14 protein-coding genes and 3 rRNA genes are annotated in these 17,060 nt (G+C 47.1%); 16 read left to right on the plus strand and 1 reads right to left on the minus strand.

The window, feature by feature from the left end:
• The first annotated feature begins 19 nt into the window (after positions 1–19).
• From NYE35_RS00090 to NYE35_RS00115, 6 genes are all read left to right on the plus strand, one after another.
• Positions 20–1,078 carry an aminotransferase class V-fold PLP-dependent enzyme gene (locus NYE35_RS00090; protein WP_341119873.1) on the plus strand — a complete coding sequence of 353 codons (1,059 nt, stop codon included), beginning with the start codon at positions 20–22 and terminating at the stop codon, positions 1,076–1,078.
• Between the two features lie 2 nt (positions 1,079–1,080).
• Positions 1,081–2,232: an amidohydrolase family protein gene (locus tag NYE35_RS00095; protein WP_094903847.1), complete on the plus strand. Its 1,152-nt coding sequence runs from the start codon at positions 1,081–1,083 to the stop codon at positions 2,230–2,232.
• 425 nt (positions 2,233–2,657) lie between these two features.
• A 16S ribosomal RNA gene (locus NYE35_RS00100) occupies positions 2,658–4,215 on the plus strand.
• Between the two features lie 262 nt (positions 4,216–4,477).
• Positions 4,478–7,404, plus strand: a 23S ribosomal RNA gene (locus NYE35_RS00105).
• A gap of 128 nt (positions 7,405–7,532) precedes the next feature.
• Positions 7,533–7,649 (plus strand): 5S ribosomal RNA (gene rrf, locus NYE35_RS00110).
• The 16S, 23S and 5S rRNA genes sit together here, the layout of an rRNA operon.
• A gap of 258 nt (positions 7,650–7,907) precedes the next feature.
• The gene (locus tag NYE35_RS00115; protein ID WP_076225109.1) at positions 7,908–8,321 is read left to right on the plus strand and encodes a hypothetical protein; all 414 of its coding nucleotides are present in this window, start codon (positions 7,908–7,910) and stop codon (positions 8,319–8,321) included.
• Between the two features lie 60 nt (positions 8,322–8,381).
• Here NYE35_RS00115 and NYE35_RS00120 read toward each other — a convergent pair whose 3' ends face one another.
• Positions 8,382–8,906 carry a hypothetical protein gene (locus tag NYE35_RS00120; protein ID WP_076105826.1) on the minus strand — a complete coding sequence of 175 codons (525 nt, stop codon included), beginning with the start codon at positions 8,904–8,906 and terminating at the stop codon, positions 8,382–8,384.
• Between the two features lie 209 nt (positions 8,907–9,115).
• Between NYE35_RS00120 and NYE35_RS00125 the strand changes: the two genes are divergently transcribed.
• The 10 genes from NYE35_RS00125 to rsmI all read left to right on the plus strand — a co-directional run bounded on the left by NYE35_RS00125 (position 9,116) and on the right by rsmI (position 16,760).
• A complete protein-coding gene (locus NYE35_RS00125; RefSeq protein WP_036678851.1) occupies positions 9,116–9,301 on the plus strand; it encodes a sigma factor G inhibitor Gin in 186 nt (61 codons plus the stop codon).
• Positions 9,302–9,509: 208 nt separating this feature from the next.
• Complete coding sequence (locus tag NYE35_RS00130) at positions 9,510–11,048, plus strand: aminotransferase class I/II-fold pyridoxal phosphate-dependent enzyme (RefSeq protein WP_339824248.1); 1,539 nt, start codon at positions 9,510–9,512, stop codon at positions 11,046–11,048.
• Positions 11,049–11,690: a dTMP kinase gene (tmk, locus tag NYE35_RS00135; RefSeq protein WP_076099910.1), complete on the plus strand. Its 642-nt coding sequence runs from the start codon at positions 11,049–11,051 to the stop codon at positions 11,688–11,690.
• 126 nt (positions 11,691–11,816) lie between these two features.
• A complete protein-coding gene (locus NYE35_RS00140) occupies positions 11,817–12,146 on the plus strand; it encodes a cyclic-di-AMP receptor (RefSeq protein ID WP_036678844.1) in 330 nt (109 codons plus the stop codon).
• Positions 12,147–12,197: 51 nt separating this feature from the next.
• On the plus strand, positions 12,198–12,641 hold the full coding sequence (locus tag NYE35_RS00145; protein ID WP_036678842.1) for a YaaR family protein: 444 nt from the start codon (positions 12,198–12,200) through the stop codon (positions 12,639–12,641).
• A 17-nt stretch (positions 12,642–12,658) separates the two neighbouring features.
• Positions 12,659–13,633: a DNA polymerase III subunit delta' gene (gene holB, locus NYE35_RS00150; RefSeq protein WP_076099912.1), complete on the plus strand. Its 975-nt coding sequence runs from the start codon at positions 12,659–12,661 to the stop codon at positions 13,631–13,633.
• 139 nt (positions 13,634–13,772) lie between these two features.
• On the plus strand, positions 13,773–14,573 hold the full coding sequence (locus tag NYE35_RS00155; RefSeq protein WP_036678838.1) for a PSP1 domain-containing protein: 801 nt from the start codon (positions 13,773–13,775) through the stop codon (positions 14,571–14,573).
• A 30-nt stretch (positions 14,574–14,603) separates the two neighbouring features.
• A complete protein-coding gene (gene yabA / locus NYE35_RS00160) occupies positions 14,604–14,969 on the plus strand; it encodes a DNA replication initiation control protein YabA (protein ID WP_036678835.1) in 366 nt (121 codons plus the stop codon).
• 109 nt (positions 14,970–15,078) lie between these two features.
• Positions 15,079–15,852, plus strand: coding sequence for a tRNA1(Val) (adenine(37)-N6)-methyltransferase (locus NYE35_RS00165; RefSeq protein WP_036678833.1), 774 nt, complete (start codon positions 15,079–15,081; stop codon positions 15,850–15,852).
• On the plus strand, positions 15,849–16,760 hold the full coding sequence (gene rsmI / locus NYE35_RS00170; protein ID WP_076147596.1) for a 16S rRNA (cytidine(1402)-2'-O)-methyltransferase: 912 nt from the start codon (positions 15,849–15,851) through the stop codon (positions 16,758–16,760). Before NYE35_RS00165 ends, rsmI begins: the two co-directional genes overlap by 4 nt.
• The last annotated feature ends 300 nt before the right edge of the window (positions 16,761–17,060 follow it).

Consider the following 17,060-nt stretch of genomic DNA (forward strand, 5'->3'; position numbering starts at 1 on the left):
TACATCAGGAGGTTTTCTTATGAACCGAGAACATAAAGGATATGTGCCACTTTCACTGGCTGAGTACAATAAGCTAACACATTTGATTTCCAAAGTCTTGTTTACTGAGCACCCTCCGGTTATCATCCCGGCTGAGGCAATTCTGGGAATCGAGGCGGTAGCCGCCGGAATAGCTGCACCTGGTCGAACCATTGTAAATATAGTAACAGGTCCCTATGGAAGTTTATTTGGAAAATGGCTTGAGCGGGGTGGAGCAACGGTTGTTGAAGTAAAGGTTCCTTTTGATGAAGTGGTCATTAGCGACCAAGTTGCTTCCGCGATTAAGGAGTTTAAACCCTGTGCCCTTTCTTTTGTTCAAGCTGAAGTGGTTACTGGAGGCTCTAATCCTGCTAAAGAAATATTTGAAATTGCAAAAGAATTCAATCTTATTACTGTGTCGGACTCCGTATCTGCGGTTGGGGGAGAGGCCCTGCTGGTGGATGAATGGTCCGTTGATTTTGCAGTTATAGGTGCGCAAAAAGCCTTAGCTGGACCCAACGGTGTTAGTGCCGTAAGTATTTCTCCACGTGGCTGGGAATTTCTTGAGTCGAATGAAAATGCTCCACGCAATTCTATTTTATCCTTGCTGGATCTGAAACCATCACTGGGAGACGCCGCGCCACTGCGGGTTGCCCCAAACATTCCTACGCTGGAGGCTAGAGCCTTGATTCAAGCTTTGACACGAATTGAAGAAGAAGGATTGGATCAAGTAATCAAACGCCATGAGCGAGCCGCAGCAGCTGCTGTAGCTGGTATTAAATCCTTGGGGCTTGAGCCTTGGCAAAAGGACAGCAGACATTATTCTACGCTGACTACAACGGTGCGGACTTCTGAAAAGCAAGAGTTGCGGATTGAGCAGCCTATAGGCATTGTGGCTCCCGGAGACGGAGAATTATTTGGCCATCTTCTGCGGATCAACCATTTTGGAACGAATGCTGAGCGGCAAAGTGTGGAGAAGGCTATATCCACGCTTGCCGAACTGTTGAAACAAGACCCTGTTCAGGCATTAGCAGCTGTTCGGCTGGCATGGGGGGAATGAAGATGATCCTTAAGCATCCAGAGCTGCAAACGTTCAATGATATTTTTATAGCAGGTATCGAAGGCAGACGTTTTGATGTCGTGATAAAGGATGGTCGTTTTTCATCCATTACTGAAGCGGAGCCGCATCAAGTGGAGTCAAATCTTGCAGGAACAGATCTGTGGCTAAGTCCGGGTATTATTGATCTTCATACGCATTTAGCTTGGACAGATTTTGACCACTCTGATCAATTGAAGCGCGATGCCAACCAAATCGAAATTATGCAGGCACAAGCTTTTGAAGCTACTCTTAGGACGGGTGTAACGACTGCCCGTGATGCAGGTGGGATTCTGCCGAGCACAGTGCAGCATCTTGTTCAGCAATATCAGCATCCATTAAGAGTGCAGACCAGTAGCGATATGATTGGAGCAGCAGATGCCCGTGGTCTCAAGCATTTAGAACAACGAATGGCGGAAATCTTTGCTACAGGAGCGGGTTGGATAAAAATCATGGCCACAGGCGGGCTTGGAGCACCTACCGAGAAAGTCGTTGACCCGATCTTTTCCGAAGAAGAGTTCGCGTTCATTGTTCGTAATGCACATGCCCATGATAAGAAGGTACTGGTTCATACCTGGGGTGGAGTGACGATAGACTGGTCCATCCAGGCCGGCGTGGAATCAATAGAGCATGGGATGTTTTTAACTGAGGATCAGGCAGGAAGACTTGCTAACTCGGGGGTAGCGTTTGTGCCCACCACATCAATTTATCGTATTGCTGCAGACCCAAAAGGCGTTCTAGCGTTAAACCCGATCATTTGCGACCGAGCTGCCCGCGCTGCCGAATGTCATTCCAAGGCCATTCATTATGCAAAAAGAGAAGGCGTTCGTATTGGATTCGGTACAGATTATGCCACACCTGCACTACATGGCTATAACCTTCAAGAACTGGATACATTGATTGATTATGGCTTAACTCGGAGAGAAGCGTGGCAGGCTGCGACTAAAAGTGCTGCTGATATTCTGGGGAGCGGTAACGAGCTGGGGCAAATTGCAGAAGGCTTTATTGCAGATGCTGTTGTTTTCAAAGTGGATCCATACGAAGCGCACGATGCAGATGCCCTTCGAAACAATATCGTTGCCGTAATTACTGGAGCGAAGGAAGCGGAATTAATCTAGAATCGTCTAAGCTTCTTCTAAAAAAACAACTGTTATCTTCTGCAGTTGTTTTTTACTTTCTAGATAATTAGATGATAAGTGGAGGTAGTTAGTATAATACGATAATACATAGATGATGTTTTATGCTTTTGATTTTATATAAAAAAACTCTTGCAATGCTTCTCCATACATGATATATTCTAAGTCCGGCCAAGAAATACACATGCCGAGCTCGAAAAAGAAATTGAAAAAAGAGCTTGACATTAAATAGCCGAACATGATATAGTATAAGAGTTGCTGCTGAGACATTAAACGGCGCCAACGAGAACTTGATCTTTGAAAACTGAACAACGAGTGAGTAGGAAATCACGTAAGTGATATCCAAAATTAGAGAATTAATTTTCTCGTCAGATGTTTCAAAATGAGCATATCGCTCTTTTCAATACTAATTGGAGAGTTTGATCCTGGCTCAGGACGAACGCTGGCGGCGTGCCTAATACATGCAAGTCGAGCGGAGTTATTTTGAAAGCTTGCTTTCAAAATAACTTAGCGGCGGACGGGTGAGTAACACGTAGGCAACCTGCCCTTCAGACTGGGATAACTACCGGAAACGGTAGCTAATACCGGATAATTTCTTTTTTCTCCTGAGAGAAGAATGAAAGACGGAGCAATCTGTCACTGAGGGATGGGCCTGCGGCGCATTAGCTAGTTGGTGGGGTAACGGCCCACCAAGGCGACGATGCGTAGCCGACCTGAGAGGGTGAACGGCCACACTGGGACTGAGACACGGCCCAGACTCCTACGGGAGGCAGCAGTAGGGAATCTTCCGCAATGGGCGAAAGCCTGACGGAGCAACGCCGCGTGAGTGATGAAGGTTTTCGGATCGTAAAGCTCTGTTGCCAGGGAAGAACGTCCGGTAGAGTAACTGCTATCGGAGTGACGGTACCTGAGAAGAAAGCCCCGGCTAACTACGTGCCAGCAGCCGCGGTAATACGTAGGGGGCAAGCGTTGTCCGGAATTATTGGGCGTAAAGCGCGCGCAGGCGGCTATTTAAGTCTGGTGTTTAAACCTTGGGCTCAACCTGAGGTCGCACTGGAAACTGGGTGGCTTGAGTACAGAAGAGGAAAGTGGAATTCCACGTGTAGCGGTGAAATGCGTAGATATGTGGAGGAACACCAGTGGCGAAGGCGACTTTCTGGGCTGTAACTGACGCTGAGGCGCGAAAGCGTGGGGAGCAAACAGGATTAGATACCCTGGTAGTCCACGCCGTAAACGATGAGTGCTAGGTGTTAGGGGTTTCGATACCCTTGGTGCCGAAGTTAACACAGTAAGCACTCCGCCTGGGGAGTACGGTCGCAAGACTGAAACTCAAAGGAATTGACGGGGACCCGCACAAGCAGTGGAGTATGTGGTTTAATTCGAAGCAACGCGAAGAACCTTACCAGGTCTTGACATCCCTCTGAATCTGCTAGAGATAGCAGCGGCCTTCGGGACAGAGGAGACAGGTGGTGCATGGTTGTCGTCAGCTCGTGTCGTGAGATGTTGGGTTAAGTCCCGCAACGAGCGCAACCCTTAACTTTAGTTGCCAGCAGGTAATGCTGGGCACTCTAGAGTGACTGCCGGTGACAAACCGGAGGAAGGTGGGGATGACGTCAAATCATCATGCCCCTTATGACCTGGGCTACACACGTACTACAATGGCCGGTACAACGGGAAGCGAAGCCGCGAGGTGGAGCCAATCCCATCAAAGCCGGTCTCAGTTCGGATTGCAGGCTGCAACTCGCCTGCATGAAGTCGGAATTGCTAGTAATCGCGGATCAGCATGCCGCGGTGAATACGTTCCCGGGTCTTGTACACACCGCCCGTCACACCACGAGAGTTTACAACACCCGAAGTCGGTGGGGTAACCCGCAAGGGAGCCAGCCGCCGAAGGTGGGGTAGATGATTGGGGTGAAGTCGTAACAAGGTAGCCGTATCGGAAGGTGCGGCTGGATCACCTCCTTTCTATGGAGAATCGTTCTCTGCAATGAGAACATTCAAATCGGAAGCTCAGCTTCCAAAACTCAGGTTTAGGCCTGTTACTCACTCGTTGCTCAGTTTTGAGAGTTTAAGCTCTCAGTAAGACTTGATCCTTGAAAACTGGATACCGAAACGAATTTGCGTTTTAGAACATCTTTTAGCAACTTGTGTAAACAAGTAAATGTTATTAGTGAGATGATTCCAAAAGAGAATGTCATCGTATGATATTTTCCTGCGGAAAAATCAAGGTTAAGCTAATAAGAGCACACGGAGGATGCCTAGGCGCCAGGAGCCGACGAAGGACGTGGCGAACAACGAAACTGCCTCGGGGAGCTGTAAGCAAGCTTTGATCCGGGGGTGTCCGAATGGGGAAACCCAGCTGTGGTAATTCGCAGTTACTCATACCTGAATACATAGGGTGTGTAGAGGCAGACCAGGGGAACTGAAACATCTAAGTACCCTGAGGAAGAGAAAACAATAGTGATTCCGTCAGTAGCGGCGAGCGAACGCGGAACAGCCTAAACCAAGGGGCTTGCCTCTTGGGGTTGTGGGACGTCTCACATGGAGTTACAAAGGAATATGGTAGGTGAAGAGGTCTGGAAAGGCCCGCGATAGAGGTAAAAGCCCTGTAACCTAAACTGTGTTCTCTCCGAGACGGATCCCGAGTAGTGCGGGGCACGTGAAACCCCGTATGAATCCAGCAGGACCATCTGCTAAGGCTAAATACTACCTGGCGACCGATAGTGAAACAGTACCGTGAGGGAAAGGTGAAAAGCACCCCGGAAGGGGAGTGAAATAGAACCTGAAACCGTGTGCTTACAAAAAGTCAGAGCCCTATTAATGGGTGATGGCGTGCCTTTTGTAGAATGAACCGGCGAGTTACGTTTAACATGCAAGGTTAAGCCGAGAAGGTGGAGCCGCAGCGAAAGCGAGTCTGAATAGGGCGATTTAGTATGTGGACGTAGACCCGAAACCGTGTGATCTACCCCTGTCCAGGGTGAAGGTGCGGTAACACGCACTGGAGGCCCGAACCCACGTACGTTGAAAAGTGCGGGGATGAGGTGGGGGTAGCGGAGAAATTCCAATCGAACTCGGAGATAGCTGGTTCTCCCCGAAATAGCTTTAGGGCTAGCCTCGGTATAAGAGTAGTGGAGGTAGAGCACTGATTGGGTGCGGGGTCCGCAAGGATTACCAAGCTCAGTCAAACTCCGAATGCCATATACTTATTGCCGGGAGTCAGACAGTGAGTGCTAAGATCCATTGTCAAAAGGGAAACAGCCCAGACCATCAGCTAAGGTCCCCAAGTGTGTGTTAAGTGGGAAAGGATGTGGAGTTGCACAGACAACCAGGATGTTGGCTTAGAAGCAGCCACCATTGAAAGAGTGCGTAATAGCTCACTGGTCGAGTGACTCTGCGCCGAAAATGTAACGGGGCTAAACACACCACCGAAGCTATGGCTAGATACGTATGTATCTGGGGTAGGGGAGCGTTGTGTAGGGGTTGAAGGTGTACTGAAAAGAGCGCTGGACACTACACAAGTGAGAATGCCGGTATGAGTAACGAAAAGATCAGTGAGAATCTGATCCGCCGAAAGCCCAAGGTTTCCTGAGGAAGGCTCGTCCGCTCAGGGTAAGTCGGGACCTAAGGCGAGGCCGAAAGGCGTAGTCGAAGGACAACAGTTTGAAATTACTGTACCACCGTAATCCGCTATGAGCGATGGGGTGACGCAGGAGGGTAGTGACGCGGACTGATGGATGTCCGTCTAAGCAGTGAGGCTGATGTGTAGGCAAATCCGCACATCATTAAGGCTGGGCTGTGATGGGGAGCGAAAATTATAGTAGCGAAGGTCATGATCTCACACTGCCAAGAAAAGCCTCTAGCCAGGAGAAGGTGCCCGTACCGCAAACCGACACAGGTAGGCGAGAAGAGAATTCTAAGGCGCGCGGAAGAACTCTCGTTAAGGAACTCGGCAAAATGACCCCGTAACTTCGGGAGAAGGGGTGCCCCGGTAGTGTGAATAGCACGAGGGGGCCGCAGTGAAAAGGCCCAAGCGACTGTTTAGCAAAAACACAGGTCTGTGCGAAGCCGCAAGGCGAAGTATACGGGCTGACGCCTGCCCGGTGCTGGAAGGTTAAGGGGAGTGGTTAGGGGTAACCCGAAGCTATGAACCGAAGCCCCAGTAAACGGCGGCCGTAACTATAACGGTCCTAAGGTAGCGAAATTCCTTGTCAGGTAAATTCTGACCCGCACGAATGGCGTAACGACTTGGGCGCTGTCTCAACGAGAGATCCGGTGAAATTTTAATACCTGTGAAGATGCAGGTTACCCGCGACAAGACGGAAAGACCCCATGGAGCTTTACTGCAGCTTGATATTGAATTTGGGTACGATCTGTACAGGATAGGTGGGAGCCGTAGAAATCGGAGCGCAAGCTTCGGTGGAGGCGCCGTTGGGATACCACCCTGATCGTATCTAGGTTCTAACCTAGTACCCTTACCGGGTACGGGGACCGTGTCAGGCGGGCAGTTTGACTGGGGCGGTCGCCTCCTAAAGAGTAACGGAGGCGTTCCAAGGTTCCCTCAGAATGGTTGGAAATCATTCGCAGAGTGCAAAGGCATAAGGGAGCTTGACTGCGAGACCTACAAGTCGAGCAGGGACGAAAGTCGGACTTAGTGATCCGGTGGTACCGCATGGAAGGGCCATCGCTCAACGGATAAAAGCTACCCTGGGGATAACAGGCTTATCTCCCCCAAGAGTCCACATCGACGGGGAGGTTTGGCACCTCGATGTCGGCTCATCGCATCCTGGGGCTGAAGTAGGTCCCAAGGGTTGGGCTGTTCGCCCATTAAAGCGGTACGCGAGCTGGGTTCAGAACGTCGTGAGACAGTTCGGTCCCTATCTGTCGTGGGCGCAGGAAATTTGAGAGGAGCTGTCCTTAGTACGAGAGGACCGGGATGGACGTACCGCTGGTGCACCAGTTGTTCCGCCAGGAGCATGGCTGGGTAGCTACGTACGGACGGGATAAGCGCTGAAAGCATCTAAGCGTGAAGCCCCCCTCAAGATGAGATTTCCCAATTAGTAAGACCCCTTGAAGACGACGAGGTAGATAGGTTGGAGGTGGAAGTGCAGCAATGCATGGAGCTGACCAATACTAATCGGTCGAGGGCTTATCCTATACTTAGAATGCAGATTCGTTTCGGATTCAGTTTTCAGGCATCAAGCCTGAAATACGCTTAGAAATTCATTGTCACTTCTGGTGATGAACTGAATTTCACGCGGCAGCGTCTGTTTCACAGACGCATGTTTGGTGGCGATAGCGGAGGGGTTCCACGCGTACCCATCCCGAACACGACCGTTAAGCCCTCCAGCGCCGATGGTACTTGGACCGAAGGGTCCTGGGAGAGTAGGACGTTGCCAAGCACATTAAGCCATTGTTGATTTATCAGCAGTGGCTTTTTTGTTTTTTTTGGACAAGAGTGATATTTGAAGGGGAGTACAACATCTGAAGGGGCTGTAATTGAGTGACATTTTTGTTACCGACGCTGAGGTCGATACAAGTATAATAGATAAGTGCAAATAATAAGCAACATCTCTAATACGAAGGAACTACTCATAAATTCTAACTTTGAATTTTCTTGTGTCTTTAGATGCATTGTGGAGGTAAGGAGGATTTAAGGCATGAAACAAACAAGAATTATTAAGATATTAATTTTTTCGTGTATAGTAGCTTTAATACTGGCAGGCTGCGGTACGAAAGCGCCCAGCTGGGATGCTTTTGAGGGTGCGCTAAACGAGAAGAATTTCCCTGTACCCCAAGAGGCGTACTCACCAGACCAGACTACGACAAACGTTGCTATGGATTATGTACGTTATTCTTTACCTGGATTAAAGGAGAAGAATGGTATCCCAGAGGAGTATATGGATACTATTAAGGCCTGGGGATGGGTTGAACAGGAAGAGGGGAATGCCGATTCATCTGGTGTTTTTCAGAAGGATGGAGTAACGGTTCATTTAACAGTACATGATGATTATTTTATAGTTATGATTCCTAAAGAAAAGAAGGCCTTAATTAAAGGTCTTAAGACAAAATAAATAATCGCCGTCCTTTATGGATGGCGATTTATTTATATGCGAATACAGGTTAACCGTACTCTATTGAGAGTAATAGGAGGCATCGGTTGGATTAAACTTCAGCATGCCTTCCTTGTTGCGTTGATTTATTTTGAACAGTGTATAGAGACGGGGTAGTAAAAGCCACAAGTGGCAAATAATCAGGGATACTGTAAATGCCGGTGGTGACCAAAAAATAAAGAGAGCTGCAATACAAAGACCAATATAAAAATTATGTAACTGTACTTTACGGAAAATGCGGTAACTAATGTGTTGATCTGGCATGAAGCCAAGCCACGGGATTTTAAATGAGATGGACCATCTTTTTGAAATAGGATGCCCGGAGATTAGAAGTACTGAGCGTGAAATAACATATTGAACCCAGAACATAACCGGAGCAGCTATAATTAAGTAGAGAATACTCCACCAAGAAAGAAAGACTGTCTCGAGCACAAGGACCAAAAGAGGGAGCAAAATATAAACACGCAGCAGAGGTGCCGTTAGATTAATTTTTTTGATTAATTTATATTGATAGAATGTAGCAGCGCCTTTGGTGTTGGATTCCATATAAAATAGACTAACCTCCTCACAGATTCATATGTTCTTAATATCGGCGAATGAAAGCATTTTATTAAACTATGGGCGAATATTCACCGATATGGGGGCAGCGGAATATATATAATACACGAAACGAAGGATATGAAAAAACTATGAAAAGGTTTAAAATGATAGAAGGTGTATCATACTGTTCTTAAAAGAGTCAAGGTGGGATGGTTATGGAACAGCAAACCGGGCAAGCTTGTATCATTTGTGGACAGGAAAAAGAAGAAGGTATTGTGATTGTCTCGCATTTTATTTGTGAGGACTGTGAGGCAGAAATGATCCGTACCGAGGCAGAAGATGCTAAGTACCGTTTTTTTATTGGCCAGATGAAAAAGATCGGATTGCAAAAGAACGCTTAAGTAGAGTAACTCTGTTAATTGATGCGGATAAGAGAGCGGTCTGGATGAAAGATATAAGGGCTGCATTAGAGATATTCATATACGGCTTCCTCGTTGTTTAAGCGGGGGGAGCCGTTTTGCTGTTCAGTCAGATGCTTTTATGAGGAAACATAGGAGTTTTTGAATATTTACGTTAAAATAGAAGGAACCCTATGGGAAGGAATTTAATATGAATAAATTACAACGATGTAGGGCGCCTGTATACGAAATGCTGGAGCAATATAGAATTGTGGGTAATATATCTTATCATGTGCCGGGACATAAAAATGGAGCAGCATATGACGGCGTAGAAGGCGCTGGGTATCTAGATGAGGTTATGAAGTACGATGTTACGGAGATTACCGGCACGGATGATCTTCATCATCCTGAGGGAGTCATTAAGGAAGCACAGGAGTTGGCTGCTGATTGCTTTGGAGCAGAGGAGAGCTTTTTTCTAGTTGGCGGAAGTACGGCGGGCAACCTAGCGCTGATTCTAACGGCTTGCCCCGAGCCTGGAATGATTCTGATCCTTCAACGAAATGTGCATAAATCAGTGATTCATGGTCTTATGTTAGCTGGAGTGCGGGCTGTTTTCGTCGAGCCGCTGATTGATCCACTCAGCGGCTTGGCAGTAGCGCCGGCGGCAGAAGCTGTTGAGGCTGCACTTGCAGCCTATCCTGAAGCCGCCGCTGTATTTGTCACCATGCCCAATTACTACGGCATGGGCAGTGACCTCGCGCCCCTCGCGCGTATCTGCCACGACAGCGGAGTACCGCTGCTTGTCGATGAAGCGCATGGGGCGCATTACGGGCAGCACCCGGCACTACCTGCCGGGGCGCTTGCTTGTGGCGCGGATGGCGTAGTGCAGTCCACGCATAAGATGCTCACAGCAATGACCATGGGCGCTATGCTGCATGTTCAAGGGCAGCGGCTCGACCGCGCCCTGCTCTCGCAGCGGCTCGCCATGGTGCAGAGCTCCAGCCCATCATATCCTATGATGGCGTCGCTTGATCTTGCCCGGCGGCTGCTGCACAGCCGGGGCAGCGATGCTTTCACGGCGGGGCTGGCCGCCGTGGATGTCCTGCGGCGCGGCCTTGCCGAGCTGCCGCGCTATGGATTGGTGCAGCCGGCAGAGCCGCTGCACGACGGTACGCCGCTGCATAAGGCGGCGTACGAGATGCAGGACCCCTTCAAAGTCGTCATTTATGACGCCACCGGGGTCCTAGGCGGTTTCGAGCTGCAGCGCAGGCTCGAAGCTAAGGGCTGTGTGCCGGAGATGAGTGACGACCGGCACGTAGTGCTGCTGTTCAGCCTCGGTTCGAAGGCTGAAGATGCAGCAAGGTTATTGCAGGCGCTGCGGGAAATAGAGTCGGAGGATACATCCGAATCACCGCACACCGCTGCCATTTCAGAATCTCGAAATATTTCCACGTGGAACAATTTGAATGTTTTACAAATCTCAGCACCCGTTCCCTTCTCTTTGAAGCCGGTGACAGCCAATGAGGTAGAAAGTATTAATCTTGAACACAGCGTGGGGAGAGTAGCTGCAGAGATGGTAATTCCCTATCCACCAGGCATTCCATTATTATATCCGGGTGAGGTCATCACAGATCAGATACAGCAAAGACTGACTGGTTTAGCTTATGGAGGCGCGAAGTTCCAGGCTTGTGCTGATCCGGTCTTGCAGCGTATTAAGGTATACAACATTCAGAAGGGCGGAGAAGTATAAGTGGGCAAAGAAGGTTTCTTCATAACATTAGAAGGGGGCGAAGGCTCCGGAAAAACAACGGTACTGGGCAGAGTAGCAGCATATTTGCAGAATCGGTCCATGCCCTATCGAATTACACGTGAACCTGGAGGCATTGAAATCGCCGAAAAAATTCGCTCTATTATTCTGGATCCTGCCCATACTGCAATGGATGCACGTACAGAGGCATTGCTGTACGCTGCATCAAGAAGCCAACATCTCGCTGAAGTAGTAGAGCCGGCTCTTAGAGAAGGGCTTACAGTCCTCTGTGACCGCTTTGTAGACAGTAGTCTCGTTTATCAAGGACATGCAAGAGGATTAGGTATGGAAGAGGTGTGGAGTATTAACCGCTTTGCTATTGGAAATCGCATGCCCGATCTAACCTTTTATCTGGATGTAGAACCTGAGATTGGATTATCACGGATTGCGGCCAATCAAGATCGCGAAGTCAATCGTCTGGATATGGAGAGTCTTGCCTTTCATCAGAAGGTTCGTGAAGGATATCATTTATTAATTAAGGCGAATCCGGAGAGAATAGTAGTTCTTGATGCAAACCGCCCTATTCATCTGGTAGAACAAGATATCGTGAGAACTCTTGAAGAGAGAGTATTAAAGGGTTTTTAGGGTGTTTTGTCTAATATAATAAGAGAAGTGGCATATAACTAAGCGTTTGCTTATGAAGTGAGGTTACTACTAAGAACACATTAAGTAGTAATACTCCATAAAACTTTTTTGGGAGGGAATGCGAAGATGAAGTTGATCATTGCAATTATCCAGGATAAAGACAGTAACCGGTTATCCAGTGAGCTAGTAAAAGCCAATTTCCGTGCTACCAAACTCGCAAGTACAGGTGGATTTCTGCGGGCGGGAAATACGACATTTATGATTGGGGTAGAAGACAGTCAGATCGAAGCTGTACTAAACGTTATCCGTAACAGCTGTAAAGTGCGTGAACAACTAGTCACTCCAGTAACTCCGATGAGTGGCACGACGGATTCCTATTTACCGCTCCCTGTTGAAGTACAGGTCGGTGGCGCTACTGTATTCGTGCTTCCTGTAGATCGTTTCGAACATTATTAAGTATAATATAAATGAGCAAGTCATTTACAAAAAAGGGGCGGTAGATAACCTTTGAAGATCAATCCGGGATATAGGCCCTTAAAGAGTGAGCTTCCAAATGCAGAAGGGGCTAATAAGCCTGTTCAGCAGAAATCGTTCTCTGACGTTTTTCAGCAGCAAGGTGAACAGAAAACCAAAGATGAACTAAACCGCCAGATCAAAGAAATACAGTCACAAGGCGACCGTTTATCTAAGTCTATGACCATTCGTGAACTCACCATTTACCGGATGATGATCAAAAGGTTTCTGGAAGAAACCGCTCGTAGAGGCGTTATACTGAAAGAGACACGTGGATGGGATAGACGTGGGCGGGGCAAGCGTTACAAGCTGCTTGAGGAAATTGATGCGGCTTTGCTATCTATGGCAGACGATCTGCTGAATAGTGAGCAGGGCCGAATAGATCTGTTGGGACGTGTTGGAGAAATTCGCGGGTTGTTAATCAACCTTTCTTTTTAAAGTTTTGGGAGGAAATTATGCCTTTTCATGATATAGTAGGCCAGGAGCATGCTAAACGGCTACTCCAAAATGCCTTGCGCAAGGACGCTGTGAGCCATGCTTATTTATTTACAGGACCAGCAGGCAGTGGACAAATGAAGACGGCGCTGATGTTTGCCCAAGCAATTTTTTGCACTGAAAGCAAGGATGACGCCTGTGGCGAATGTCTAGAGTGCCGAAAGGTTGAGCATGGAAACCATCCTGATTTGTCATTGCTGCAGCCCGACGGTGCAAGCATAAAAATAGATCAGATCCGTGAGCTGCAGCGTGTCTTTTCCTATCGATCTGAGGGTGTGAATCCAAAGGTTTATATTATAGATGGGGCAGACAAAATGACGGTACAAGCTGCCAATAGTTTGTTGAAGTTTCTGGAAGAACCGCCAGCTCCGGCAGTAGGAATCCTAATATCTGATAATAGTCGTTCTTTATTGCCGACGATTCAGTCACGGACTCAGCGGATTCCATTTAGTCCGTTAAATCCGGATATTATGCTTCAAGCGCTAGCAAGTGAGGGTGTGCCGATCCCCTTAGCTCGATGTGCAGTATCACTTAGTTCGGGACTTGATGGTTGCAGGGAACTTTTGGAACAGAATTGGTTTGCAGAAATGAGAAATCTAGTGTTACAATTAGCTAAGGAGTCCTTAAGCAAGGGCAGCTCCACGGTAGCAACTGCCGGGCAGAAGCTGTTCAAGACTGGGCTCGCTGAACATTTGGATATCCTTTTCAGCATGTTCCATCTATGGTTTAAAGATATGCTCTACTTCCTGTACCGCAAGCATGAAAGTATCGTTTTTATAGATCAGTTAGACTTTATTTCCAGGCATGCCCGTGGGCGCAGTGCGGAACAATGGGTGGCTTATATGGGATATGCAGCAGAGAGTACTAAGAAGCTGCGTTCCAATGCCAATGCCCAGTTGTGTCTGGAGCAGTTCTTAATCCGACTGGAAAGTTAAAGGATTAGCAATGATATATCCTCCGGATGTCGCTTTACCTGGAAGTATCGTTTTAACAGACGAGGAAGGACAAGCATGGATCATCAGGGAGCGGACATGCCCATAGGTTCCTTTTACCGGCAAACAAGGGGGTTAATTTTTGTACAGCGTAGTAGGTGTCCGTTTTAAAAAAGCGGGTAAAATATATTATTTTGATCCACTTGATTTTCCGATTGAACGAGATCAATGTGTTATTGTTGAGACAGCACGTGGGGTGGAATACGGTAAGGTTGTCGTAGGCAAAAAAGAGGTGGAGGAGTCCGATGTTGTACTACCCCTCAAAAAAGTGATGCGTATTGCCGGAGAAACCGACGCACGCGTAGTTGAGGAGAACAAAAGCGCCGCTAAGGAGGCTTTTACCACCTGTTTAAATAAAATACGCGACCACGGTCTCAAAATGAAGCTCGTAGATGTAGAGTTTACTTTTGACCGTAATAAGATTATATTTTACTTTACGGCCGAAGGACGCGTTGATTTTAGAGAATTGGTTAAGGATCTGGCAAGTATTTTTCGGACCCGCATTGAGCTTCGGCAAATTGGGGTACGTGATGAAGCAAAGATGCTAGGTGGACTTGGACCTTGTGGACGAGTGCTTTGCTGCTCCTCTTGGTTAGGGGATTTTGAACCCGTATCCATAAAAATGGCCAAGGATCAGAACCTTTCACTTAATCCGACCAAGATTTCCGGACTTTGTGGACGTCTGATGTGTTGTTTGAAATTTGAGCATGACAATTATGAGAGTGTAAAGGAAGAAATGCCAGCGGTCGGCAAGATTGTCGTGACCTCATTGGGGGATGGCAAAGTAGTAGGAATCAATGCCGGAAACCGTACGGTTCATGTACAGTTGTTTGAAGTGGGCAAAGTTAAGGAACTTCCAATGGATGATGTTGTCGTCAAGTAAACCATATAAGGTTACTTTCGGGGTGGAAACTTGGAGAAGAAAAATATATTTGCACACATGCAGGATATGGAAGCGCAGATGGAAACGATGCGCGCCAATCTTGGAGAATGGAAACAGACGGTAAAAGAACTGATGGAAGCTAACCAGAGGTTAACTCTGGAGAATGAACAGCTTCGCAAAATTTTAAAGCGGGATGCACCTTTGGATCCTACCGTAGATTCTGCGGAGGCGGAAGCTCTTTTAGCTACCGGAGAGGGAACAGAAGAGGTTGTCGGGGAAGGTTATGACAACTTGGCTCGACTTTACCACGAAGGCTTTCACATCTGTAATGTTTATTTTGGACATTTACGCACGGAAGGTGACTGTCTGTTCTGTCTTTCTTTTCTTAATAAATGAGGATATCCAGCCGTAGGAGATTAATCCTACGGTTTTTTTTGAATTTTGGCCAATAGGCATATGCATTTGAAGCAAGTTTTTTTCAACAAAACCTTTAGGAGATTATTACATGACGAATTCTTTTAATGATATATCTGTCCCCTTGTTACCGACGGAGCGGGTGGATGATTTACTAACGCATGACCTGCGCATTATTCAAAGTGATGAAGTATTTAGCTTTTCTATGGATGCTGTATTGCTTGCTCGTTTCGCCAGTGTTCCGCCACGTGGAAGAGTCCTCGATCTTTGTACGGGAAATGGTGTAATACCGATTTTAATGACTACCCGGACAAAAGCTTCTATAGAAGGTATTGAAATACAACCTCGTTTAGCTGATATGGCTCGTCGTAGTGTGGCTCTCAATGGCCTTCAGGATCAGGTTGTAATTCATGAAGGTGATTTACGCGAGTTATATACTACCGCAGGACATGGTGTGTATGATGCAATAACGGTGAACCCTCCTTATATGCCGCTTAATGGCAGTGATCTGAAGCTGAACAACCATCAGGCTATGGCTCGTCATGAGATAGGCTGTACTCTGGAGGAGGTTATTCAGGCTTGTGTGCGATTGGTTCGGACGGGCGGAAAGGTAAGTATGGTTCATAAACCACAACGGTTGGTTGATATTATCAGTCTTATGAGACAATATAGACTCGAGCCAAAGATTATTCGGTTTGTGCATCCACGTGCCCATCTAGAGGCTAATATGGTATTAATCGAAGCTGCACGTGATGGAAAGCCTGAGGTTCGTTTACAACCACCGCTCATCGTATATAATGAGGACAATCAATACTGTCCAGAGATTATGGACATCTACTATGGTGCTAAAGAGGGTAAATCATGACGATATCATGCCAAAGCAGTTTTCAAAACAAGACCAATACCAGTACTCAGGAGACAACAGGGTCGCTTTTTCTGGTGGCTACACCTATCGGTAATCTGGAGGATATGACCTATCGTGCAGTCCGCACTTTACAGGAATGTGATATTATTGCCGCGGAAGATACGAGACAGACCCGGAAATTACTCAGCCACTTTGAGATTTCACCTTCGATGTTGTTTAGTTATCATGAGCATAATAAGGCCGCCAGTGGACCTGAGCTTGTACGCTATATAATAGAAGGAAAAAATTTGGCACTCGTCAGCGATGCCGGTTTACCAGCGATTTCTGACCCTGGAGCGGATCTTGTAGCCCTTGCTATAAGTCATGGAATTCCGGTGATTCCTATCCCTGGAGCTAACGCAGCGTTGTCAGCTTTGATCGCTTCTGGTCTATCTACGAATACGTTCACTTTTATCGGCTTTCTTCCCCGAGAGCGTAAGGACATCCGAGCAGTATTAAGTCCACTTCGTTCGGCTCAAGGAACTTTGTTGTTCTACGAATCTCCCCATCGCGTAGTTAAGACACTTGCTCATCTTCAAGAAGCATTCGGCAATCGCCAGATTGTGTTGGCACGTGAATTAACGAAAAGATATGAGGAGTTTCTACGCGGTTCAATTGAGGAATGTACACTTTGGCTTACTGAACATCCTCCGCTAGGCGAATATGTTATTGTCGTAGAAGGGGAGAGCAAGGAAGATGCTGAAATCGCAGAATCGGCGTGGTGGCGTCAGTTAAGCATTGAAGAACATGTAGCTCATTACGAAGCACAGGATGTGCCACGTAAAGAGGCTATGAAAAAAGCGGCATCAGACCGGGGTGTAGCCAAACGGGATATTTATAATGCGTTGCTTGATAGAGCAGAAGAGTAAGTGTTGTAGACGAACTCTTAGAATAACTAAGGATTCTTGGAAACGGCCCGAGCTTGAATGATTTATCTGTGGGTTAAATGTACTTTGTACAGTTATTTTTGAATTTTTTTATGTATTTGTTCGTTTAGTTGTACTTCATACAGTTATAAAGGTGGAAATGATTGATTTCACGGAGATATAGGGAATATAAGTGTACAAAATACAATTAATTCGTTTAATGGTAAAAATCATTTAAAATTACTGTAAGAAATACAACTAAGTATTACTGGTTCCGTCTTGAAGCACATTGCCCTTAGGGAG

Source organism: Paenibacillus sp. FSL L8-0494, assembly GCF_038003695.1.
GTDB lineage: Bacteria > Bacillota > Bacilli > Paenibacillales > Paenibacillaceae > Paenibacillus_AQ > Paenibacillus_AQ odorifer.